This window comes from Pseudomonas sp. NBRC 111140 (genome assembly GCF_001320885.1).
In the GTDB taxonomy this organism is placed as follows: domain Bacteria; phylum Pseudomonadota; class Gammaproteobacteria; order Pseudomonadales; family Pseudomonadaceae; genus Aquipseudomonas; species Aquipseudomonas putida_P.
On sequence record NZ_BCBQ01000084.1, the window covers coordinates 1 to 18,373 of the forward strand.

An 18,373-nucleotide genomic window follows, 5' to 3' on the forward strand; every position below is an offset into this window, starting at 1 on the left:
AAGGGGCAGGCATGGCAGGCTCCAGAAGCAGGCTGGTCGTATCAGCGCCAGCCTTGTAGTGTTGACCCCACCATAACGCCGCCAACACCAAGCCTTGTTAGCCCCGGCGGCCTGCGTCATTACCCTGTAGGTAACACCCATGGAAATCCGCCATTTCCGCTACTTCCTCTGCGTCGCCCGCCACGGCCATTTCACCCGGGCCGCCGAGCAACTGGGCATCGCCCCGCCCACCCTCAGCCGGCAGATCCAGGACATGGAGCGCGAGCTGGGCGTGCGCCTGTTCGAGCGTAACCAGCGCGAGGTCAACCTTACCGCCGCCGGCCAGGCGCTGTTGATCGAGGCTGAACAGGCCGTGCGCCAGTTCGACGCCGCACAACTGGGCGCGCAGCGCGCCGCCCGTGGCGAAAGCGGGCGCATCGAGCTGGGCTACGTGGCCTCGGCCGCCTACTCGGGCATGCTTCAGCAGCAAGTCAGCCACTACAGCGAAACCTGCCCCGGCGTGCGCCTGAATATCCGCGAACTGCCCATGGCCGATCTGCCCGGCATGGTTCGCGATGGCCTGCTTGACCTGGCCTATGTGCGCTCGCCCATGGAGCTGCCGGAAGCACTCGAAGCCATTGCCTTGCGCCAGGAAGGCTTCGTGCTCGCCCTGCCGGCCAGCTCGCGCATCAATGAAGTGCCACAGATCCCGGCCGCGCGCCTGGCCAATGAAACCTTCATCCTGCCCGAGCAGATCTCCGGCACGCTGGAGGTGGCCGCGCAAGGTGGTTTCGTGCCACGGCTCGGCCCGCAACCTGGCAGCCTGGTGGCGGTGATTACCCTGGTGTCCCTTGGCCAAGGCATTGCCGTGGTCCCGGAATCGGTCGTGCAGCGCATTAGCCTGCCGCAGGTGAACTTCCGGCAAATAGTCGACTGCCAGGCCAGCTCGTGGCTGAGCCTGATCCATCGACGCTTCGAAAAAGCGCCAGCAGTGATGCGGTATGTGCAAAGCGTGATGGGCGGCACTTGATGGCTGCTCAAACGCTCGGATCGTCTGCAGTACCCAAGGCAAAGAACTCATGCAGCTTGGCTTGCAGCAGTGCCTTGTCTGGCAAGCGCGTTTGATACTCGGCAATCAGCGCGGGGGACAAACTGCGATTGAGTGCGTACTCAACCACCTCGTCGTCTCTGCTGGCGCATAGCAACACACCGATGGCCGGGTTTTCATGAGGCTTACGCTCATTGCGGTCCAGTGCTTCAAGATAGAAATCCAGCTTGCCCAGGTACTCTGGCTCGAAGCGACCGACTTTCAGTTCGATCGCTACCAGGCAGTTGAGGCCACGGTGGAAGAACAGCAAGTCGAGTGCGAAGTCACGGCCGCCGACCTGAAGCGGGTATTGTGAGCCGACGAAGCAGAAATCCCGGCCCAGCTCGATCAGGAACTGTTTGAGCCGGTCCATCAATGCGCAATGCAGGTCTGATTCGGCATGCACACCAGGCAGACCAAGAAATTCGACCATGTAGGCATCCCGAAAAACGTCCATGCCGCAGGATAGTTCTGCCTCAGCGCTGCCGAAACTTTTGCCGGGTTAGCAACGCAGCGCTCATACAGAGCGGCTTTAAGTTGACGCTCAAGCTCACGCCGCGTCTACGCCTGGCAAGCCCCACGCCGACCGCTCGTGCTGCCAAACAAGTGTTTCAAAAAACAAAGGGCACCCATCCACGAGTGCCCTTTGCCCTACCACCCGGTGAACTCAATCACCCCATCGACCGCGCCCCCACCGGTTGCGCATGGCCCCGCGAGGTCACGATCCCCAGGAAGGAAATCACGATCGCCAGGCCCAACGTGGAACTCACTTCCGCCCGGTGCTCAGGCGTGTACATCATCACCGCCAGCGCCCCGGCAATGAAGATGATCACCGCCCAGGTCAGGTACGGGAACAGCCACATGCGGAACTTCAGCTCGGTGTTTTCCCGCTCCAGGCGGCGGCGCATGCGCAGCTGCGAGATGGCGATGACCATGTACACCAGCAAGGCAATGGCGCCGGAGCTTGCCAGCAGGAACTCGAACACACCCTTCGGCGCGAAGTAGTTGAGCACAGCGATGGCCGCACCGATCAGCGTGCTGCCGAACACCGCGGCACGCGGTACACCGACCTTGGAGGTCTTGTTGAGGAAGGCCGGGGCGTCACCGCGCTTGGCCAGCGAGTACATCATCCGCGAAGCGATGTAGATCGACGAATTCATGCAACTGGTCACGGCCACCAGCACCACCAGGTCGACCATGAACGCCGCGTTGGGGATGTTCATGATTTCCAGCGCACGCTGGTACGAACCCACCACCGCCAGCTGCGGGTCGTTCCACGGCACCACCGAGATGATCACGAAGATCGACAGGATGTAGAAGGTGCTGATACGCCAGATCACCGAGCGGGTGGCCTTGGCGATGTTGCGCGATGGGTCGCTGGACTCGGAGGCCGCGATGGTCACCGCCTCGGTGCCGATGAAGCTGAACATCACGGTAATGAACGCACCGACCACGGCCGACCAGCCCTTCGGCGCAAAGCCGCCGTACTCGGCCATCAACCCGCTCAGCCCGCTGACCTCACGGTTGGGCAGCCAACCCATCAGCGCGGCGAAACCCAGGCCGATGAAACCCAGAATGGCGGTGACCTTGAGGATGGCGAACCAGAACTCGAACTCGCCGTACTTGGCCACACTGAACAGGTTGGTACCGGCCAGCAACAGCACCGAAGCCAAGGCGAAGATCCAGCTGTCCACCTGCGGGAACCAGGCGTTCAGCACATGCCCGGCGGCCAGCGCTTCGATAGGGATGACCAGCACCCAGAACCACCAGTACAACCAGCCGATGGTGTACCCGGCCCAGCGGCCAATGGCCTGGTCGGCATAGGTGGAAAACGATCCGGTGTCAGGGTGTGCCACGGCCATTTCGCCGAGCATGCGCATGACCAGTACCACCAGGGTCCCGGCCACGAAATAGGAAATTATGGTTGCTGGCCCGGCTGCCGCGATGGCATGGCCGGAGCCTACGAAAAGTCCGGCGCCGATGATGCCGGCGATGGACAGCATCGTTACATGACGTGGCTTGAAACCTTGTGCAAGGTTGCCATCAGATCCCACGGTGTTCATTGATGTTGTTCTCTTTTTGCTGACACAAGGATGGACGGGCAGGCGTAGGCGAAAATATCTCCTTTGAATTCAATAAGTCGACAGCTTACTCGCGTTCTGTTGTTGATCTTTGGCACGCATCACAGAGCAGCTGTCAGTGCAGGACGGGCTTCATTTAAGCCCCGCATGGCTGTGGGTAATTACACGAGAACGCCCCGGAACTGTTCGATCACGACAGGGCGTTTCCATTAACGCCAGATGTCGCGAATGGCATGCCCGATCGCGTCACCGGGCCGTTTGGCGCTTTTGTTTTTCATTTGGATGTGTGTTGCCTGCACTGGCCCTATCGGTCAGATACAAAAAAGCCCCGGTTTCCCAAGGCCTTCCTTGCAAAGTCTTGAACCCGCCTTAACGCACCAGGCAAGGCCGCTTGTTATCGAAGCACCACCCCGGTATCAGGTACTGCATCGCCACGCTGTCATCCCGCGCGCCAAGGCCCATGTTGCGGTAGCACTCATGCGCCTTGGCCAGTTGGTCTTCATCCAACTCCACCCCCAGCCCTGGCCGCGCCGGCACCCGCACATGCCCGTCGACAATACGCAGCGGCTCGCGGGTCAGGCGTTGGCCGTCCTGCCAGATCCAATGGGTGTCGATGGCGGTGATCTCACCCGGCGCCGCAGCCGCCACCTGAGTGAACATCGCCAGCGAAATGTCGAAGTGGTTGTTGGAGTGGGAACCCCAGGTCAGCCCCCAGTCGTTGCACATCTGCGCCACCCGCACCGAACCCTGCAAAGTCCAGAAGTGCGGGTCGGCCAGCGGGATGTCCACCGACTGCAACTGGATGGCATGGCCCATCTGTCGCCAGTCGGTGGCGATCATGTTGGTGGCGGTGGGCAGACCAGTGGCGCGGCGGAACTCGGCCATCACTTCACGGCCCGAGTAACCGTTCTCGGCACCGCACGGGTCTTCGGCGTAGGCCAGCACGCCGTGCTTGTCGCGACACAGGGCAATGGCCTCTTGCAATGACCAGGCGCCGTTCGGGTCAAGAGTGATGCGCGCTTCGGGGAAGCGCTCGGCCAAGGCCGTTACCGCGTCCATCTCTTCTTCGCCGCGCAATACCCCGCCCTTGAGCTTGAAGTCGCTGAAGCCATAACGCGCCTTGGCGGCCTCGGCCAGACGTACCACCGCCTCTGTGGTCAGCGCCGTTTCGTGACGCAGGCGGAACCAGTCTTCATCGCTATCGGTTTCGTTGCGGTAAGCCAGGTCGGTCTGCTGACGGTCGCCGATATAGAACAGGTAACCGAGCATCTTCACTGCATCGCGTTGCTGCCCCTCGCCCAGCAGTGCCGCCATTGGCACGTTCAGATGCTGGCCGAGCAGGTCGAGCAGCGCCGACTCGATGGCGGTCACCGCGTGCACGGTGATGCGCAGGTCGAAGGTTTGCAGGCCACGGCCGGCCGAGTCGCGGTTAGCGAAGGTCTGGCGCATGGCATTGAGCACACGCTGGTAATGGCCGATTGGCTGGCCGACCACCAGGCTGCGGGCGTCCTCCAGGGTTTGGCGAATCTTCTCGCCGCCGGGCACTTCGCCAAGGCCGGTGTTGCCGGCGCTGTCGCGCAGCACCACCACGTTGCGGGTGAAGTACGGGCCATGGGCGCCACTGAGGTTGAGCAGCATGCTGTCATGGCCGGCGACGGGGATCACGCGCAGGTCGGTGACCACCGGGGTGCTGGTGTGAACGGCTGGGTTGGTCTGCATGTTCATGGTTGTTGTCTCGCAGTCATCAGTGGGTCTGGCCCAGGGCCGAAGGGGCCTTGAGGTCATCGGAAGGGGCGCCTTTGGGGCGCATGCGTACGAAGAAGATGGCGATGGCTGCAAGCACCGAGGTTACCGCCAGGCCGTACAGCCCACCCTGGATCGAGCCGGTTTGCTGCTCCAGCAGGCCAAAGGTGGTGGGGGCGACGAAGCCACCGAGGTTGCCGACTGAGTTGATCAGGGCAATGACCGCTGCCGCGATACGGGCATCCAGGTAGCCCTGGGGGATTGGCCAGAACAGCGACGACGCCGACTTGAAGCCAATCGCGGCGAAGCACACCGCGACGAAGGCGAACACCGGCCCACCGGTAGTGGACATGAACATGCCGATGGCGGCGACCAGCAGGGCACCCGCCACCCAGGCCTGCTGGAATTTCCAGCGTGTGGAACCGGCGGCGAAGGCGTACATGGCCAGGATCGAGATCAGCCACGGGATCGAGTTGAAGAACCCGACCTGCATGTCACTCAGATCGCCCATGCGCTTGATGATGCTCGGCAGCCAGAACGTGGCGGCATAGATGGTCAACTGGATGCAGAAGTAGATCAGGCAGAACAGCACGATCTGGCGGTCCTTGAGCAGGCTCCAGGCCGACGGTTTGACAGCGCCAACGGCCTCGCGTGCTTGCTGCTCGCGGTCGATGGTGGCGACCAGTGCGTCCTGTTCGGCCTTGCTCAGCCACTTGGCATCTTGCGGCTTGGAGTCGAGCCAGAAGAACACGAAGAAGCACAGCACCACCGAGGCCATGCCTTCGATGAACAGCATCCACTGCCAGCCATGCAGGCCCAAGCCCTGAAGCTGCATCAGCGCCCCGGCCAGCGGCCCGGAAATCAACGAAGCCAGTGCCGAACCGCTGAGGAAGATGGCAATGGCTTTGCCGCGCTCGGCAGCCGGCAACCAACGGGTGAAGTAGTAGATCACCCCTGGGAAGAACCCCGCTTCGGCCACACCCAGTAGAAAGCGCAGCACATAGAACTGGGTTTCGTTCTGCACAAAGGCCATGGCCGTGGCCACCAGCCCCCAGGTGAACATGATGCGGGTCAGCCACAGGCGGGCACCGACCTTTTGCAGCAGCATGTTGGAGGGCACTTCGAACAGTGCGTAGCCGATGAAGAACAAGCCGGCGCCAAAGCCGAAGGCCGCAGCGCTGATGCCCAGGTCACTTTCCAGGTGCGGGCGGACAAAGCCGATGTTGACGCGGTCGAGGTAGTTGACGATGAACATGATGACGAACAGCGGCAGTACGTGGCGCTTGACCTTGGCCACGGCGCTGGCCAACGCGTCGCCGTCATGTCGGCCAGACGGAGCGAGGGTGTCGTTCACTTGCGGATCTCCCACTAATTGTTTTTGTGCGGGTCGAGGTTGTCTGACATGGCAGTGGGGGTGAGCATATGCGCCGCGCAGTTGTACGACAAGCTCACTAACGTCGGTAAATCCTCAAAATACAAGCCATCACAATGGCAATCTGCTTCGATTATGCAAAAACACTTAACCTACGCGTTGACTTGATCACGTGAAAAACCAGCAAAAAATATTTCTATCGATTAACTTGTCGTACAAGCACAACAGTCAGCGGATGGCACATGGAACCCGAACACGCCCGTAAACGCGGCCACAGCCGCGCTCATGACCTGGTTTCCAGCCTGACCCAGCACATTTTGCTGGGCACCTTCAAACCGGGCGACAAGTTGCCCTCGGAAAACACCCTGGTGCGCGAGCACGGAGTCAGCCGCACGGTGGTGCGCGAAGCCTTGTCCAAGTTGCAAGCTTCGGGGCTGGTGGAGCCGCGCCACGGTATCGGTACGTTCGTGATGGAGCGCCACGCCCAGGCCGGCCTGCGCGTGGCGGCGGAAAGCGCGGCGAATGTGCGTGATCTGCTGGAACTGCGTATTGGCCTGGAGGGTCAGGCCGCCGCATTGGCCGCGCTGCGCCGTGACGAGGGGCAGCTGGCACGCATGCGCCAGGCGCTGGATGACTACCAGGACCTGGCCGCAGCTGGCGACAGTTGCATCGAAGCCGACCGGCGCTTTCACCTGCTGATTGCCGAGGCCACTGGCAACCTGTATTTCACCGAGATGCTGCTGCAGCTAGGCAACGGCCTGATCCCGCGTAACCGCATGGCCCTGGCCGAACGCTCCGGGGCCAAGCTGGCGCGGCAAGCCTACCTGGCCAACCTGGAGCACGAGGCGATCCTCAATGCCATCCGCCGACAAGACCCGGATGCGGCGCGGGCGGCGGTGTGCCTGCACCTGTCCAACAGCCGCGATCGGTTGCTGCCAGATTGATAATCATCCGACTGGCGCATCCCCCCTGTGTAGGAGCGGCCTTGTGTCGCGAAAGGGCCGCGAAGCGGCCCCCGGTCATCAGCTGTATCGCATAAATCGGGGGGCTGCTTCGCAGCCCTTTCGCGACACAAGGCCGCTCCTACAAGGGACCGCATCTGGCCGGTTTTCAAGCCAACGCCCGGTCCACCAGCACCTGCAGGCGCCCCTGCGAACAGCGCTCCACCCGGGCCACCACGCCATACACCTCAGCCAACAGCCCCGGCTGCAGCACATCCCCCGGCGCACCGCAGGCCACCACCCTGCCCTCACGCAACACCACCAGCCAATCTGCGTGGCTGGCTGCCAGGTTGATGTCATGCAGCACCGCCACCGCCAGCAACCGATGCGCCTGCACGCGTTCGCGCACAGCGCCCATCACCCGCAACTGGTAATGCAGGTCCAGCGCACTGGTCGGCTCGTCCAGCAACAGCACCTGTGGGTTGCGTGCCAGCAACTGGGCCAAGGCCACCAGCTGCCGTTGCCCGCCAGACAAACTGTCCAGCGAGCGCTCGGCCAAACCCTCGATGCCCAACTGGCGCAACGCATCGAAGGCGCTGCCCAGCAGATCGCTGCCAGCGCTCACGCGCAAGGCCGCAACAATGCTTTCCAATACGCCCAAGGCGATACCCGGCGGTAGCTGCTGGGGCATATAGGCCAGGCGACGTGAGCGCTCGGCAAAGCCCAGGCGCGTCACATCCTGCCCATCCAGGCGCAAACCACCGCGCATCCGCTCCAGCCCTGCCAAGGCACGCAACAACGTGGATTTGCCCGCACCATTTGGCCCGACCAGCGCTACCAGGCTGCCGGCCGGCAACGCCGGCAGGCTCACCCCCTGCAGGATCTGCCGCGCGCCGTAGGCCACCGAAACACCCTCGATCAACAGGCTCACAACCTTCTCCCCCGGCGGAACACCAGCACCACGAATACCGGCACGCCCACCAGCGCGGTAACGATGCCCACCGGCACGATCACCCCCGGCAAGATCGCCTTGCTGACAAGCGACGACAGCGACAGCATCAACGCCCCCACCAGCGCACTGGCGGGCAGCAGGAAGCGTTGGTCCTCACCGACCAGCAGCCGGGCGATGTGCGGCCCGACCAGGCCGACAAAACCGATGGTGCCGACGAATGCCACCGCCGTTGCCGACAACAGGCTGATGCGCAGCAGCGAGGCAAAACGCAGGCGCCGGGTATCGACGCCAAAACTGCGCGCACGGTCCTCGCCCATGCGCAGCAAGGTCATGGCCGGTGCCGCTCGTAGCGAGAACGGCAACAGCAACCCCAGCACCAGGGCCAGCATGCCTAGCTTCTGCCAGTCGGCGCGGGCCAGGCTACCCAAGGTCCAGAACACCAGTTGCTGCAGCACATCCTCGGTGGCCAGCAATTGCAGCAACGAGACCAACGCATTGCAGCTGAACACCAAGGCGATGCCAAACAGCACCAGGCTCTCGACCCCGGCGCCACGCAACCGCGACATGGCCTGCAACAGCACCACCGACAGGCAGGCGAAGATGAACGCCATCACCGTCACCTGGGCGCTCGGCGCCAGCCAGGCAATGCCCAGTGGGTAGGCAATCGCCAGCGAGGCGCCGAGTGCCGCCGATGACGACACACCCAAGGTGAAGGGGCTGGCCAGCGGGTTGTCTAGAATCGCCTGCATCTCGGCACCGGCAAGCGCCAAGGCCGCCCCCACCAGCACCGCCATCAGCGAGTACGGCAGGCGCACGTTCCAGATGATCACCCGCTCGGTGGCACTCAACGTCGCCGGGTCGAAGACGCCATGCAGCAATTGCCCCAGGCCCATGCCCGAGGCACCGCTGGCCAGGTCGCCCAGTACCGACAACAACAGCAACAACGCCAGCGTGAAGACCAGCAAGGCCCGCCGCCACAACAGGCGACGATAATGCCAGGCTGCCAACGCCGCGCCTTCGCGGGCCAGCGCGGTCACCTGGCATCGACCCAGTACTGGCCGTCCAGGCCGACCTTGAGCATGCGGTTGATTTCACCCATGGTTGCCTGCGGGTCGAGCGCCTTGAAACGCTCCGGGTGTACCCATCGGGCCATGGCCTCGACCGCCAGGATGTTGAACGGCGAGTTGTAGAAGTCATGCCACAAGCCATGGGTCTGGCCAGCCTGGATCGGCCGCAGCGGGGCGAACTCGGGGCGCGCGGTGATCTTCGCCAGGCTCTGGCGTGCCGTATCGGTGGAGACGCCAGCCCCCAGCAGCACCCCGGGCGCGCGGTTGCCGGTGGCGATGTACACGTCCGGGTCGGCTTGCAACACGTACTCGACACTCACATCACCCAGCGCCCCAGGCACCACATCGGCACCAATGTTGTGCCCGCCTACGGCTTCGACCACGCTGCCCAATCCGCTCTTGCCAGTGGTGTGCCCCGGTGCCTGCCACACGCCAGCCAACAGTTCGAGAAACACCTTGGGCCGCTCGCTTTCCTTGATCCTGGCCACGCCGTCGGTTACCCGCTTCAGGTGACGGTCGTACAGGTTCAGGTACTCCGCCGCCTGCGGCTCACGCCCCAGCAGCGTGCCCAGTGCCTGCATGCTCACCCGGGTATTGCGGATCGGGTGCACGCGAAAGTCGATGAACAGCACCGGCACCCCGGCCTTTTCCAGTAGATCGGCCACCGGGCTGTGCTGGGTCGGGCCCTCACCGGCGATGCTGAAAATGGCCAGGTCGGGCTTGAGCGCCAGTATCTGCTCAGCGCTCACGCTCTGCTCGGACGCCTGGCCGATCAGCGGCAACTTGGCCACTTGTGGGTACTGCTGCGCATACACCTCATAGGTATGCGGGTCGAGCAGGCGCATGTCGTTCTGCCAGCCAACCACCCGCTGGAACGGGTTGTCACGGTCAAGCAAAGCCAGCGCGAAGAACAGCCGCCCTTCGCCAAGCACGATGCGCTGAGGCGGGTGGTCAACCTCGACCTTGCGCCCGAGCACGTCGGTCACTTGCATGGCGCTGGCAGGTTGGATGAAGCCGAGGCAGGTAGCCAACAGCAAGACAGGCAGCAAACGCTGCCAGAAAAGGGGAGTCGGGCACATCGGGGCATCCTCTTGAAGAGAATCAATCGCAACAGAGCGGGGCATTCTAGCCAGCCGCCCTGTGCTGCCGATGTGCGCGAATGTATTGGCTTGTAGGGTGGCCGTTACATCCAGCCGCCCTCACCTATCCTCACCAAGTCAGGCAGATCTTGCCGAAATGCCGGTTGCTCTCCTGGTAACGGAACGCCTCGACGATCTGCTCCAACTCGAAATGCTTGTCCACCACCGGGCGCAGGCCGTTGGCATCGATCGCCCGCACCATCGCCTGCTGCTGCGCACGGCTGCCTACCAGCACCCCTTGCAGGCGAATCTGCCGCACCAGCGCCTGCACCAGCGGCAACTGCCCAGCCACCCCGGTGAGGATACCGATCAGCGAAACATGCCCACCGATGCGCGCGGCAATCATCGACTGCTCCAGCGTCGCCGGGCCGCCCACTTCGATCACATGATCAACCCCGCGGTTGCCCGTCAGCTCACGCACTTTCTCACCCCAGGCCGGGGTGCTCTTGTAATTGATCAGGTGGTCGGCACCCAACGCTTTCAGGCGCTCCAACTTGGCATCGCTGGACGAGGTGGCGATCACTGTGGCGCCGGCCAGTTTGGCGAACTGCAAGGCGAAAATCGACACACCGCCAGTGCCCTGCACCAGCACCGTGTCGCCGGGCTTGAGGTGATCATCACTCATCAGCGCGCGCCAGGCGGTAAGCCCGGCGGTGGTCAGGGTGGCCGCTTCGGCATGGCTGAAACCCTTGGGCGCCAGGGTGAACGCAGTGGCACGGGCGGTGACCTGCTCTCGGGCGTAGCCATCGAGGCCGTCGCCAGGCACCTGGGCAAAGCCCTCGACATTGGCCTGGCCATCGAGCCAATCGGGGAAGAAGGTGCTGACCACGCTGTCGCCGACCTGGAACTCGGTAACTCCAGCCCCCACCGCGACCACCTCACCGGCGCCATCGGCCATGGGGATGCGCCGCTCGCTCGGGCCCCACATGCCGCTGACCACGGCGAAATCGTGGTAGTTGAGGGAGCTGGCGTGCAGGCGCACGGTGATCTCGCCGGCCTTGGGGGCCAGGGCCTCGCTGGTGCCGACCTCGACCTTGTCGTAGCCGCCGCCGGGTTGTACGTAGATGGCCTTGCTGGTCATGGGTAGGTCTCCGTATCAGAAGAAAGAATGGGGTTCAGCATAGACAGGTCCGGCCCTTTCGCGGGCATGCCCGCGAACAGGCCCGCATTGCCAATACAAGAATCAGCCCAGCATCACCTTCAATGCCTGGCAATCGGCCGCATGCCAATCCACCAGCTCCGGCCACGGGTTATCCGGCAGGTTCACCAGCACCGTGCGCGCCCCCGCCGCCCGTCCACAGTCCAGGTCAAAGCGGTAATCCCCCACCATCACAAGCTCACTGGGCGCCACGCCCCAGGCACTGGCAATTTTCAGTAACCCATCCGGGCTCGGCTTGGGCGCCGCTTCGTCACGCCCGAGAATGTGCTCCACCGCGAAGCAGTCCGCCAGGCCAATGGCCTCCAGCGTCACATGCGCCAGCTCACGCGCATTGCGGGTAAGAATACCCAGCCGGCAACCGCGCTCGGCCAGTTCGCGCACCAGTTCCACCGCCCCGGTGGCCGCCGTGGAGGCAACCGCCAGGTCCCGCTCGTGCTCCAGCAACCAGGCATGCTTGGCTGCCGCCTCATCAGCCGGCAGCGCCGCCAGGTGGGTGAGGATGTCGTGCTCGGCCGGGATGTCCAACGCCACGCGAATGGCGGCAAAGTCGTGCACCGCCACGGTCAAGGTGCCGTCCATGTCGAACACCCAGTTGCGCACCTCGCCAAGGAGGCTCATGCCCAATCCTTGCGATGACGAATCAGGCCTTCCTGGCTGGACGATGCCACCAGTTGCCCGGCCTGGTTGAAGATGCTGCCGCGGCAGAAACCACGGGAATTACCGGCCCAGGGGCTATCGGTTGCGTACAGCAGCCATTCGTCAGCGCGCAGGTTGCCATGGAACCACAACGAATGATCGAGGCTGGCGATCTGCATGTCGCGCTGCCACACCGACTTGCCATGGGGCAGCAGCGCAGTGGTCAGCAGGCCGAAGTCCGAGGCGTAGGCCAGCAGGTACTTGTGCAGGGCGGGTACGTCAGGCAGGTTGCCGTCGGCGCGGAACCAGGCGTACTTCACCGGGTCGCCGGGCTTGGGGTTGAACGGGTCACGCTCGGTGACCGGGCGGATCTCGATCGGCTTGGCGCACAGCACTTTGTCGCGAATGCGCTCGGGCAACTGGTCGGCCATGGCGCGGGCCAGTTCGACTTCGGTCGGCAGGTTTTCCGGGCCGACCACCTCTGGCATCTGCGCCTGGTGCTCGAACCCTTCCTCGTCGTACTGGAACGATGCGCTGCAGGTGAAGATGGTCTGGCCTTTCTGGATCGCCGTCACCCGCCGGGTGCTGAAACTGCCGCCATCGCGCACGCGGTCCACCGAGTACACCACCGGCAGGCTGGCATCGCCCGGGCGCAGGAAGTAGCCGTGCAACGAATGCACATGGCGCGCGTCCTCGACCGTCTGGCTGGCTGCCGACAACGACTGCCCCAGCACTTGCCCACCGTACAGCTGGCGGAAGCCCAGGTCCTGGCTGCGGCCACGGAACAGGTTCTCCTCGATGGCTTCGAGGCTCAACAGGTCGACCAGGTCGTCCAACACATGACTCATCGGGGGTTCTCCGTAGGAGCGAGCTTGCTCGCGATGCGCCGCCCGAGCGGCGCTCGATCTCACAGGCGCTGAACGTGCAACATGCAGCGCCTTCCAAGTGGGCAAATAATACAGGGTTTGTCATTGGTGCCGGGCATGGCCATGCATTCAGGGGCGCAGGGTGCGCTCCCAATGGGTGCGGTCGATGCGGTACAGCACATGCGGGCGCAGCGGGTGGCCCTCAGGCAGGCGGGGGTGCTCGAAACTGCCCTGCGCGTCCTGCTGCATACCGATGGCTTGCATGACCTTCTGCGACGGCAGGTTGCTCTCGCTAGTGAACGACACCACTTCCTCCAGGCGCAATTGGGCGAAAGCACAACGCAGGCAGGTCCACGCCGCCTCGCTGGCAAAACCCAGGCCCCAGTGACGGCGGGCCAGGCGCCAGCCAATCTCCACAGCGGGGGTGAAATCGGCCTCGAAGCCCACGTGCAGCAAACCGGTCATGCCGATGAACGCGCCGCTGTCCTTGCGCTCAAGGGCCCACAAACCAAAACCGTATTCATTGAAGTGCCCGCGCACCCGACCGATCAATGCAGCGGCTTCCAGACGCGTCAGGGGCGCCGGGAAGTAGCGCATCACCTGCGGGTCGGCGCACAGCGCGGCGAACTCGCGCAGGTCGTCGTCGTGCCATTGGCGCAGCACCAGCCGTGCGCTTTCCAGTTCAAGGATGGGGGTCATGGGGCCTGCTCCGGTTTTGCCGCCTTGCAGTGTACAGCGTAGGCGCGGGCTCGGCTTTCACCCAACCGGTAGCCGCCGAATGCAATTTTCACACGCCCTTCACCGGCCCCCGACAGGCCCCTCAGCACAATGCCGCCATCTCTGCCGCGCCAGACGCGGCCATGCCAACGGAGCTACGCATGCAATCGAGCAATACCCTGGGGCACGCTGCCATACACACCCGGCGCAAGCGGCGCCTGTCTCGCAAAGCCCTCGGTGCCGCCCTTGGCCTGTGCATGGTCGTGGCGGCGTTGACCACCTGGCTGGCGACGAGGACGCATATCGTGGACCTTGGCAACGAGCAACAACTGAGTGACAGCGGTTTACTGCAAGACTGGGCCGAAGGCGCGGTGATCGTGATGATCCGCCACGCCGAACGCTGCGACAGCGCACCCGGCCCCTGCCTGGACGACCCCACCGGTATCACCGTCAGCGGTAGCCAGGCCGCAACCCGTGTTGGCCAAGGGCTGAACCGGCTGGGCCTGCACAACGCCGACCTGCTGACCAGCCCGAAACTGCGCACCCGGCAAACCGCGCACTTCATCCTCGGTCAGGCGGTGGCCAGCGAAGGCTGGCTGGAAACCTGCGACAGCCAGTTCGCCAGCGAGGCGCTGGCGCGCAAACGTGCGGGGCACAACCTGGTGCTGGTGACCCACAACGGCTGCATCGACCATTTCGCCCGCCAGCAGAACGTTGCCGGTGGCGAGCGTCAAAGCAGCTACGCCAGCGCTTTGTTCGTGTCGGTGGATGGCGATGGCAAGGCGCGCATCCTAGGGCGCCTGAACGAGCCGGACTGGCAACGCGTATTGGCCAGCGCAGGACGATAACTGGCAAGATCAGCACTGGCCCCGATTGTGAACACCCCATGCCGCTGCCGCTGATCTACCACGAAGACTACAGCCCGGAGTTCCCCGCCGAACACCGCTTCCCGATGGACAAGTTCCGCCTGCTGCGCGACCACTTGGTCGACAGCGGGCTGACCACCGACCAAGCCCTGCTGCGCCCGGACATCTGCCCCAACGACATCCTCGCCCTGGCCCACGACCGCAGCTACATCGAGCGCTACATGAACGGCGAGCTGTCGCGCGAGGACCAGCGCCGCCTCGGCCTGCCCTGGAGCGAGGCGCTGGCCCGGCGCACCGTGCGCGCCGTCGGCGGCTCGCTGCTCACGGCCGAAATGGCCCTGCAGCACGGCATCGCCTGCCACCTCGCCGGTGGCACCCACCATGCCCATTACGACCACCCCGCCGGCTTCTGCATCTTCAACGACCTCGCGGTGATCAGCCGTTACCTGCTGGCGGCTGGCCGGGTACACCGGGTGCTGATTTTCGACTGCGACGTGCACCAGGGCGATGGCACCGCGCGCATCCTGCACGACACGCCAGAGGCCATCACCGTGTCGCTGCACTGCGAGCAGAACTTCCCGGCCCGCAAGGCGCAAAGCGACTGGGACATCCCCCTGCCCCGTGGCATGGGCGATACCGCCTACCTGAAGGTGGTGGACGACGCCCTCAATTACCTGCTGCCGTTGTATCAGCCCGACCTGGTGCTGTATGACGCCGGCGTCGATGTGCACAAAGACGACGCCTTGGGCTACCTGCAACTGACCGATGCTGGCGTTGCCGCCCGTGACGAAGCCGTATTGCGCCACTGCCTGGGCCGCGATATCCCGGTGGTGGGCGTGATCGGCGGTGGTTACAGCAAGGACCGCGCAGCCTTGGCCAAACGCCACGGCATCCTTCACCACAGCGCAGCACGCGTCATCGGTTGTTCACAATGACTGTGGAACCGCTTGTGGATAACCTGCGGGAAAGGCGCTACAGCCCTTTGATGGCAAGGCCTGCAGACTTCTGAGCATTTTTTGACCAGTGCTTCCATGGCCAGCGCTGCGCTAGAATGCGCCTCTTTTCCACAGCCTGCTGCCCACCATGCCCGATCTGAACCCCGCATCCTCTCCCCTCGCTGTCGTCATCGGTGGCGGCCCTGCCGGCTTGATGGCTGCCGAAGCACTGGCCCAGGCAGGCCTGTCAGTCGAGGTGTTCGATGCCATGCCTTCGGTTGGGCGCAAGTTCCTGCTGGCGGGCGTCGGCGGCATGAACATCACCCATTCCGAGCCCTACTCGGCGTTCGTGGCCCGCTATGCCGAACGCCAGGGCGAGATCGAGGCGTTGCTGCGCGACTTCGATGCGGACGCATTACGCCAATGGATTCACGGCCTGGGCATCGAAACCTTCGTCGGCACCTCGGGCCGGGTGTTTCCGACCGACATGAAAGCCGCGCCGCTGCTACGTGCCTGGCTCAAGCGCCTGCGTGACAACGGGGTAGTTATCCACACCCGTCATCGCTGGCTGGGCTGGAACTCCGATGGCGCCTTGCGGATTGCTTATCCACAGGGCGAACGGCTGGTGAAAGCCGCCGTCGTGGTGCTGGCACTGGGTGGCGCCAGCTGGGCGCGACTGGGCTCCGACGGCAGCTGGCAACCGCTGCTGGCCGAACGGGCTGTGGATATCTCGCCTTTGCAGCCGAGCAACTGCGGTTTTGAAGTAGACAGTTGGAGCGCCTTGCTCAAGGACAAGTTCGCCGGCGCGCCGCTGAAGAACATTGCCCTCAGCGTACCGGGCAGTGCACCGCGCAAAGGCGAGTTCATCCTCACCGCGCAAGGTGTGGAGGGCAGCCTGGTGTATGCCTGGTCGGCTCCGCTGCGCGAGGCCATCAACCGTGACGGCCGTGGGCTGCTGTTGCTCGACCTGCTGCCGGACAAGCCTGTGGACAAAATTGCCCAGGCACTGGCCAAGCCACGCGGTTCACGCTCCATGGCCAAGCATCTGCACAGCCAGTTGGGTATCGATGGGGTCAAGGCGGCACTGCTGCGGGAGCTGACTGATCACGCGAGCTTTGCCGACCCGCAGGCGCTGGCCCGATCGATCAAGGCATTGCCGATCACGTTGGTGCGTACACGGCCGCTGGATGAAGCGATCAGTAGCGCCGGCGGGGTGCGTTTCGAGGGGCTGGATGAGGGGTTGATGGTCAAGGGCATGCCGGGGGTGTTCTGTGCCGGCGAAATGCTGGACTGGGAGGCGCCGACCGGGGGGTATTTGCTAACGGCGTGCTTTGCCAGCGGCTTGCGCGCCGGGCGAGCGGCGGCGGATTGGGTTAAGCCGGTTTCCTGAAAGATTGCCGGGGCTGCTGCGCAGCCCTTTCGCGACACAAGGCCGCTGCCACAGGTACGGCGCGGGCCTGAACTGTGTCGCGATGGGCCGCAGAGCGGCCCCGAAATCTCAGGGCTTACGCTTGCGCGGCCCACCATTGAAACTCGGCACCTTGCGCACCGCCTTGACTGCCGGCTCGGAATTACCCGCCTCAGAACTGTCCATCCAACGGCCCAGCCCGCGCTTGGCGCTGTTTTCTTTCGGCTTCTTGGGCTTCTTCGGTTTCTTGATCACCTGGCCACTGGCATCGGTCAGCGGCACCCGATGATCAGGGATAAAATCAGGCTCTTCATGACGCGGCAGGGTCTGCCGGGTCAGCACTTCGATAGCCGCCAGCAGTTGCACTTCATCCGCGCACACCAGCGAAATCGCCTCGCCCTTGTTGCCCGCCCGCCCGGTACGGCCAATGCGGTGCACGTAGTCCTCGGCAACGATCGGCAGGTCAAGGTTGACCACCAGCGGCAAATCATCGATGTCCAGGCCACGGGCTGCCACATCGGTGGCCACCAGCACCTGCACTTCGCGGGCCTTGAAGCTGTCCAGCGCGCGCTGACGGGTAGCCTGCGGGCGGTCCCCATGAATGCCGTCGGCGTTCACACCTTCGGCCAGCAAACGCTGCACCAGTTGGTCGACACCGTTACGGGTCTTGGCGAACACCAGCACCTGGGTCCAGCGCTGCTTGCGCAGCAGGTGGCAGAACAGGTCTTCCTTGCGCTTTTTATCCACAGGCACCAGCCACTGCTTGACGCTGGTCGCGGTGGCGTTGCGCGGGCTCACTTCGATACTGAGCGGGTCATTCAAGGCCAACCCCGCCAGCACGCGAATCTGATCGGAGAAGGTGGCGGAGAACAGCAGCGTCTGGCGCTTGCGGGGCAGCACCGCGTAAACCGATTGCAGCTCCTCGGCAAAGCCCAGGTCGAGCATGCGGTCAGCTTCGTCCAGTACCAGGGTCTGCACCTGGTTGAACTTCACCGCGTTCTGCCGGAACAGGTCGAGCAAACGACCCGGGGTGGCCACCAGCAGGTCGACACCACGGCGCAGGCGCATCATCTGCGGGTTGATGCTGACGCCGCCATACACCGCGTAGGTGCTCAGCGGCAGGTTCTCGGCGTATTCGCGCACGTTGTTGTGCACCTGCTCGGCCAGTTCGCGGGTAGGTACCAGCACCAGCGCACGGATGGAGTTGCTGGCCACCTTTTCGCCTTCCAGCGCCAGGCGCTGCAGCACGGGCAAGGCAAAGCCTGCGGTCTTGCCGGTACCGGTCTGGGCTGCGGCCATCAGGTCGCGGCCGGCCAGCACGGCGGGGATGGCCTTGGCCTGCACCGGGGTCGGGGTGGTGTAGTCCAGCTGCTGCAGGGTACGCAGCAGCGGTTCGATCAGGCCGAGTTTGGCGAAATTCATGGC

General features: G+C 64.0%; 16 protein-coding genes and 1 pseudogene. 5 read left to right on the forward strand and 12 right to left on the reverse strand.

All coding sequences use genetic code 11. The annotated features are described in order from the left end of the window. Window positions 1-139 precede the first annotated feature (139 nt). Complete coding sequence (locus APH42_RS22550; RefSeq protein WP_060494252.1) at window positions 140-1,009, forward strand: LysR family transcriptional regulator; 870 nt, start codon at window positions 140-142, stop codon at window positions 1,007-1,009. Between the two features lie 7 nt (window positions 1,010-1,016). Here the strand turns inward: APH42_RS22550 and APH42_RS22555 are convergent. The 4 genes and pseudogenes from APH42_RS22555 to APH42_RS22570 all read right to left on the reverse strand — a co-directional run. Further along, window positions 1,017-1,627 (reverse strand): annotated as a pseudogene (locus tag APH42_RS22555) (YhcG family protein); the annotation flags it as partial. A 110-nt stretch (window positions 1,628-1,737) separates the two neighbouring features. Next, entirely contained in the window at window positions 1,738-3,129 is a 1,392-nt protein-coding gene (locus APH42_RS22560; RefSeq protein WP_012274292.1) for an amino acid permease, read from the reverse strand. 387 nt (window positions 3,130-3,516) lie between these two features. Then, window positions 3,517-4,872, reverse strand: coding sequence for a glucarate dehydratase (gene gudD, locus APH42_RS22565; protein WP_060494253.1), 1,356 nt, complete (start codon window positions 4,870-4,872; stop codon window positions 3,517-3,519). A gap of 19 nt (window positions 4,873-4,891) precedes the next feature. Continuing rightward, complete coding sequence (locus tag APH42_RS22570) at window positions 4,892-6,244, reverse strand: MFS transporter (RefSeq protein ID WP_060494254.1); 1,353 nt, start codon at window positions 6,242-6,244, stop codon at window positions 4,892-4,894. A 260-nt stretch (window positions 6,245-6,504) separates the two neighbouring features. Between APH42_RS22570 and APH42_RS22575 the strand changes: the two genes are divergently transcribed. After that, window positions 6,505-7,206 (forward strand): FadR/GntR family transcriptional regulator, encoded by a 702-nt coding sequence (locus APH42_RS22575; protein WP_060494255.1) that lies wholly within the window; start codon window positions 6,505-6,507, stop codon window positions 7,204-7,206. Between the two features lie 166 nt (window positions 7,207-7,372). On the opposite strand, the gene APH42_RS22580 is transcribed toward APH42_RS22575, so the two are convergent. From APH42_RS22580 to APH42_RS22610, 7 genes are all read right to left on the reverse strand, one after another. After that, a complete protein-coding gene (locus APH42_RS22580) occupies window positions 7,373-8,134 on the reverse strand; it encodes an ABC transporter ATP-binding protein (protein ID WP_012274296.1) in 762 nt (253 codons plus the stop codon). Further along, window positions 8,131-9,192 (reverse strand): iron ABC transporter permease, encoded by a 1,062-nt coding sequence (locus tag APH42_RS22585; RefSeq protein ID WP_060494256.1) that lies wholly within the window; start codon window positions 9,190-9,192, stop codon window positions 8,131-8,133. Before APH42_RS22585 ends, APH42_RS22580 begins: the two co-directional genes overlap by 4 nt. After that, window positions 9,189-10,301, reverse strand: a complete 1,113-nt coding sequence (locus APH42_RS22590; RefSeq protein ID WP_060494257.1) for an ABC transporter substrate-binding protein — start codon at window positions 10,299-10,301, stop codon at window positions 9,189-9,191. The genes APH42_RS22585 and APH42_RS22590 overlap by 4 nt, the downstream gene beginning before the upstream one ends. A gap of 130 nt (window positions 10,302-10,431) precedes the next feature. Further along, a complete protein-coding gene (locus tag APH42_RS22595; RefSeq protein WP_012274299.1) occupies window positions 10,432-11,442 on the reverse strand; it encodes an NAD(P)-dependent alcohol dehydrogenase in 1,011 nt (336 codons plus the stop codon). Between the two features lie 102 nt (window positions 11,443-11,544). Further along, on the reverse strand, window positions 11,545-12,138 hold the full coding sequence (locus APH42_RS22600; RefSeq protein ID WP_012274300.1) for an HAD family hydrolase: 594 nt from the start codon (window positions 12,136-12,138) through the stop codon (window positions 11,545-11,547). Then, a complete protein-coding gene (gene tesB, locus APH42_RS22605; protein ID WP_012274301.1) occupies window positions 12,135-13,004 on the reverse strand; it encodes an acyl-CoA thioesterase II in 870 nt (289 codons plus the stop codon). Before tesB ends, APH42_RS22600 begins: the two co-directional genes overlap by 4 nt. Window positions 13,005-13,151: 147 nt before the next feature. Continuing rightward, the gene (locus tag APH42_RS22610; protein ID WP_012274302.1) at window positions 13,152-13,721 is read right to left on the reverse strand and encodes a GNAT family N-acetyltransferase; all 570 of its coding nucleotides are present in this window, start codon (window positions 13,719-13,721) and stop codon (window positions 13,152-13,154) included. Between the two features lie 179 nt (window positions 13,722-13,900). On the opposite strand from APH42_RS22610, the gene APH42_RS22615 reads away from it, so the two are divergent. The 3 genes from APH42_RS22615 (at window position 13,901) to APH42_RS22625 (ending at window position 16,930) form a co-directional block, all read left to right on the forward strand. Continuing rightward, window positions 13,901-14,587 carry a histidine phosphatase family protein gene (locus APH42_RS22615; protein WP_060494258.1) on the forward strand — a complete coding sequence of 229 codons (687 nt, stop codon included), beginning with the start codon at window positions 13,901-13,903 and terminating at the stop codon, window positions 14,585-14,587. Between the two features lie 38 nt (window positions 14,588-14,625). After that, complete coding sequence (locus APH42_RS22620) at window positions 14,626-15,540, forward strand: histone deacetylase (protein ID WP_012274304.1); 915 nt, start codon at window positions 14,626-14,628, stop codon at window positions 15,538-15,540. A 148-nt stretch (window positions 15,541-15,688) separates the two neighbouring features. Beyond that, a complete protein-coding gene (locus APH42_RS22625; RefSeq protein ID WP_060494259.1) occupies window positions 15,689-16,930 on the forward strand; it encodes a TIGR03862 family flavoprotein in 1,242 nt (413 codons plus the stop codon). Window positions 16,931-17,038: 108 nt separating this feature from the next. On the opposite strand, the gene APH42_RS22630 is transcribed toward APH42_RS22625, so the two are convergent. After that, window positions 17,039-18,370 (reverse strand): DEAD/DEAH box helicase, encoded by a 1,332-nt coding sequence (locus APH42_RS22630; RefSeq protein ID WP_060494260.1) that lies wholly within the window; start codon window positions 18,368-18,370, stop codon window positions 17,039-17,041. Window positions 18,371-18,373: the final 3 nt, after the last annotated feature.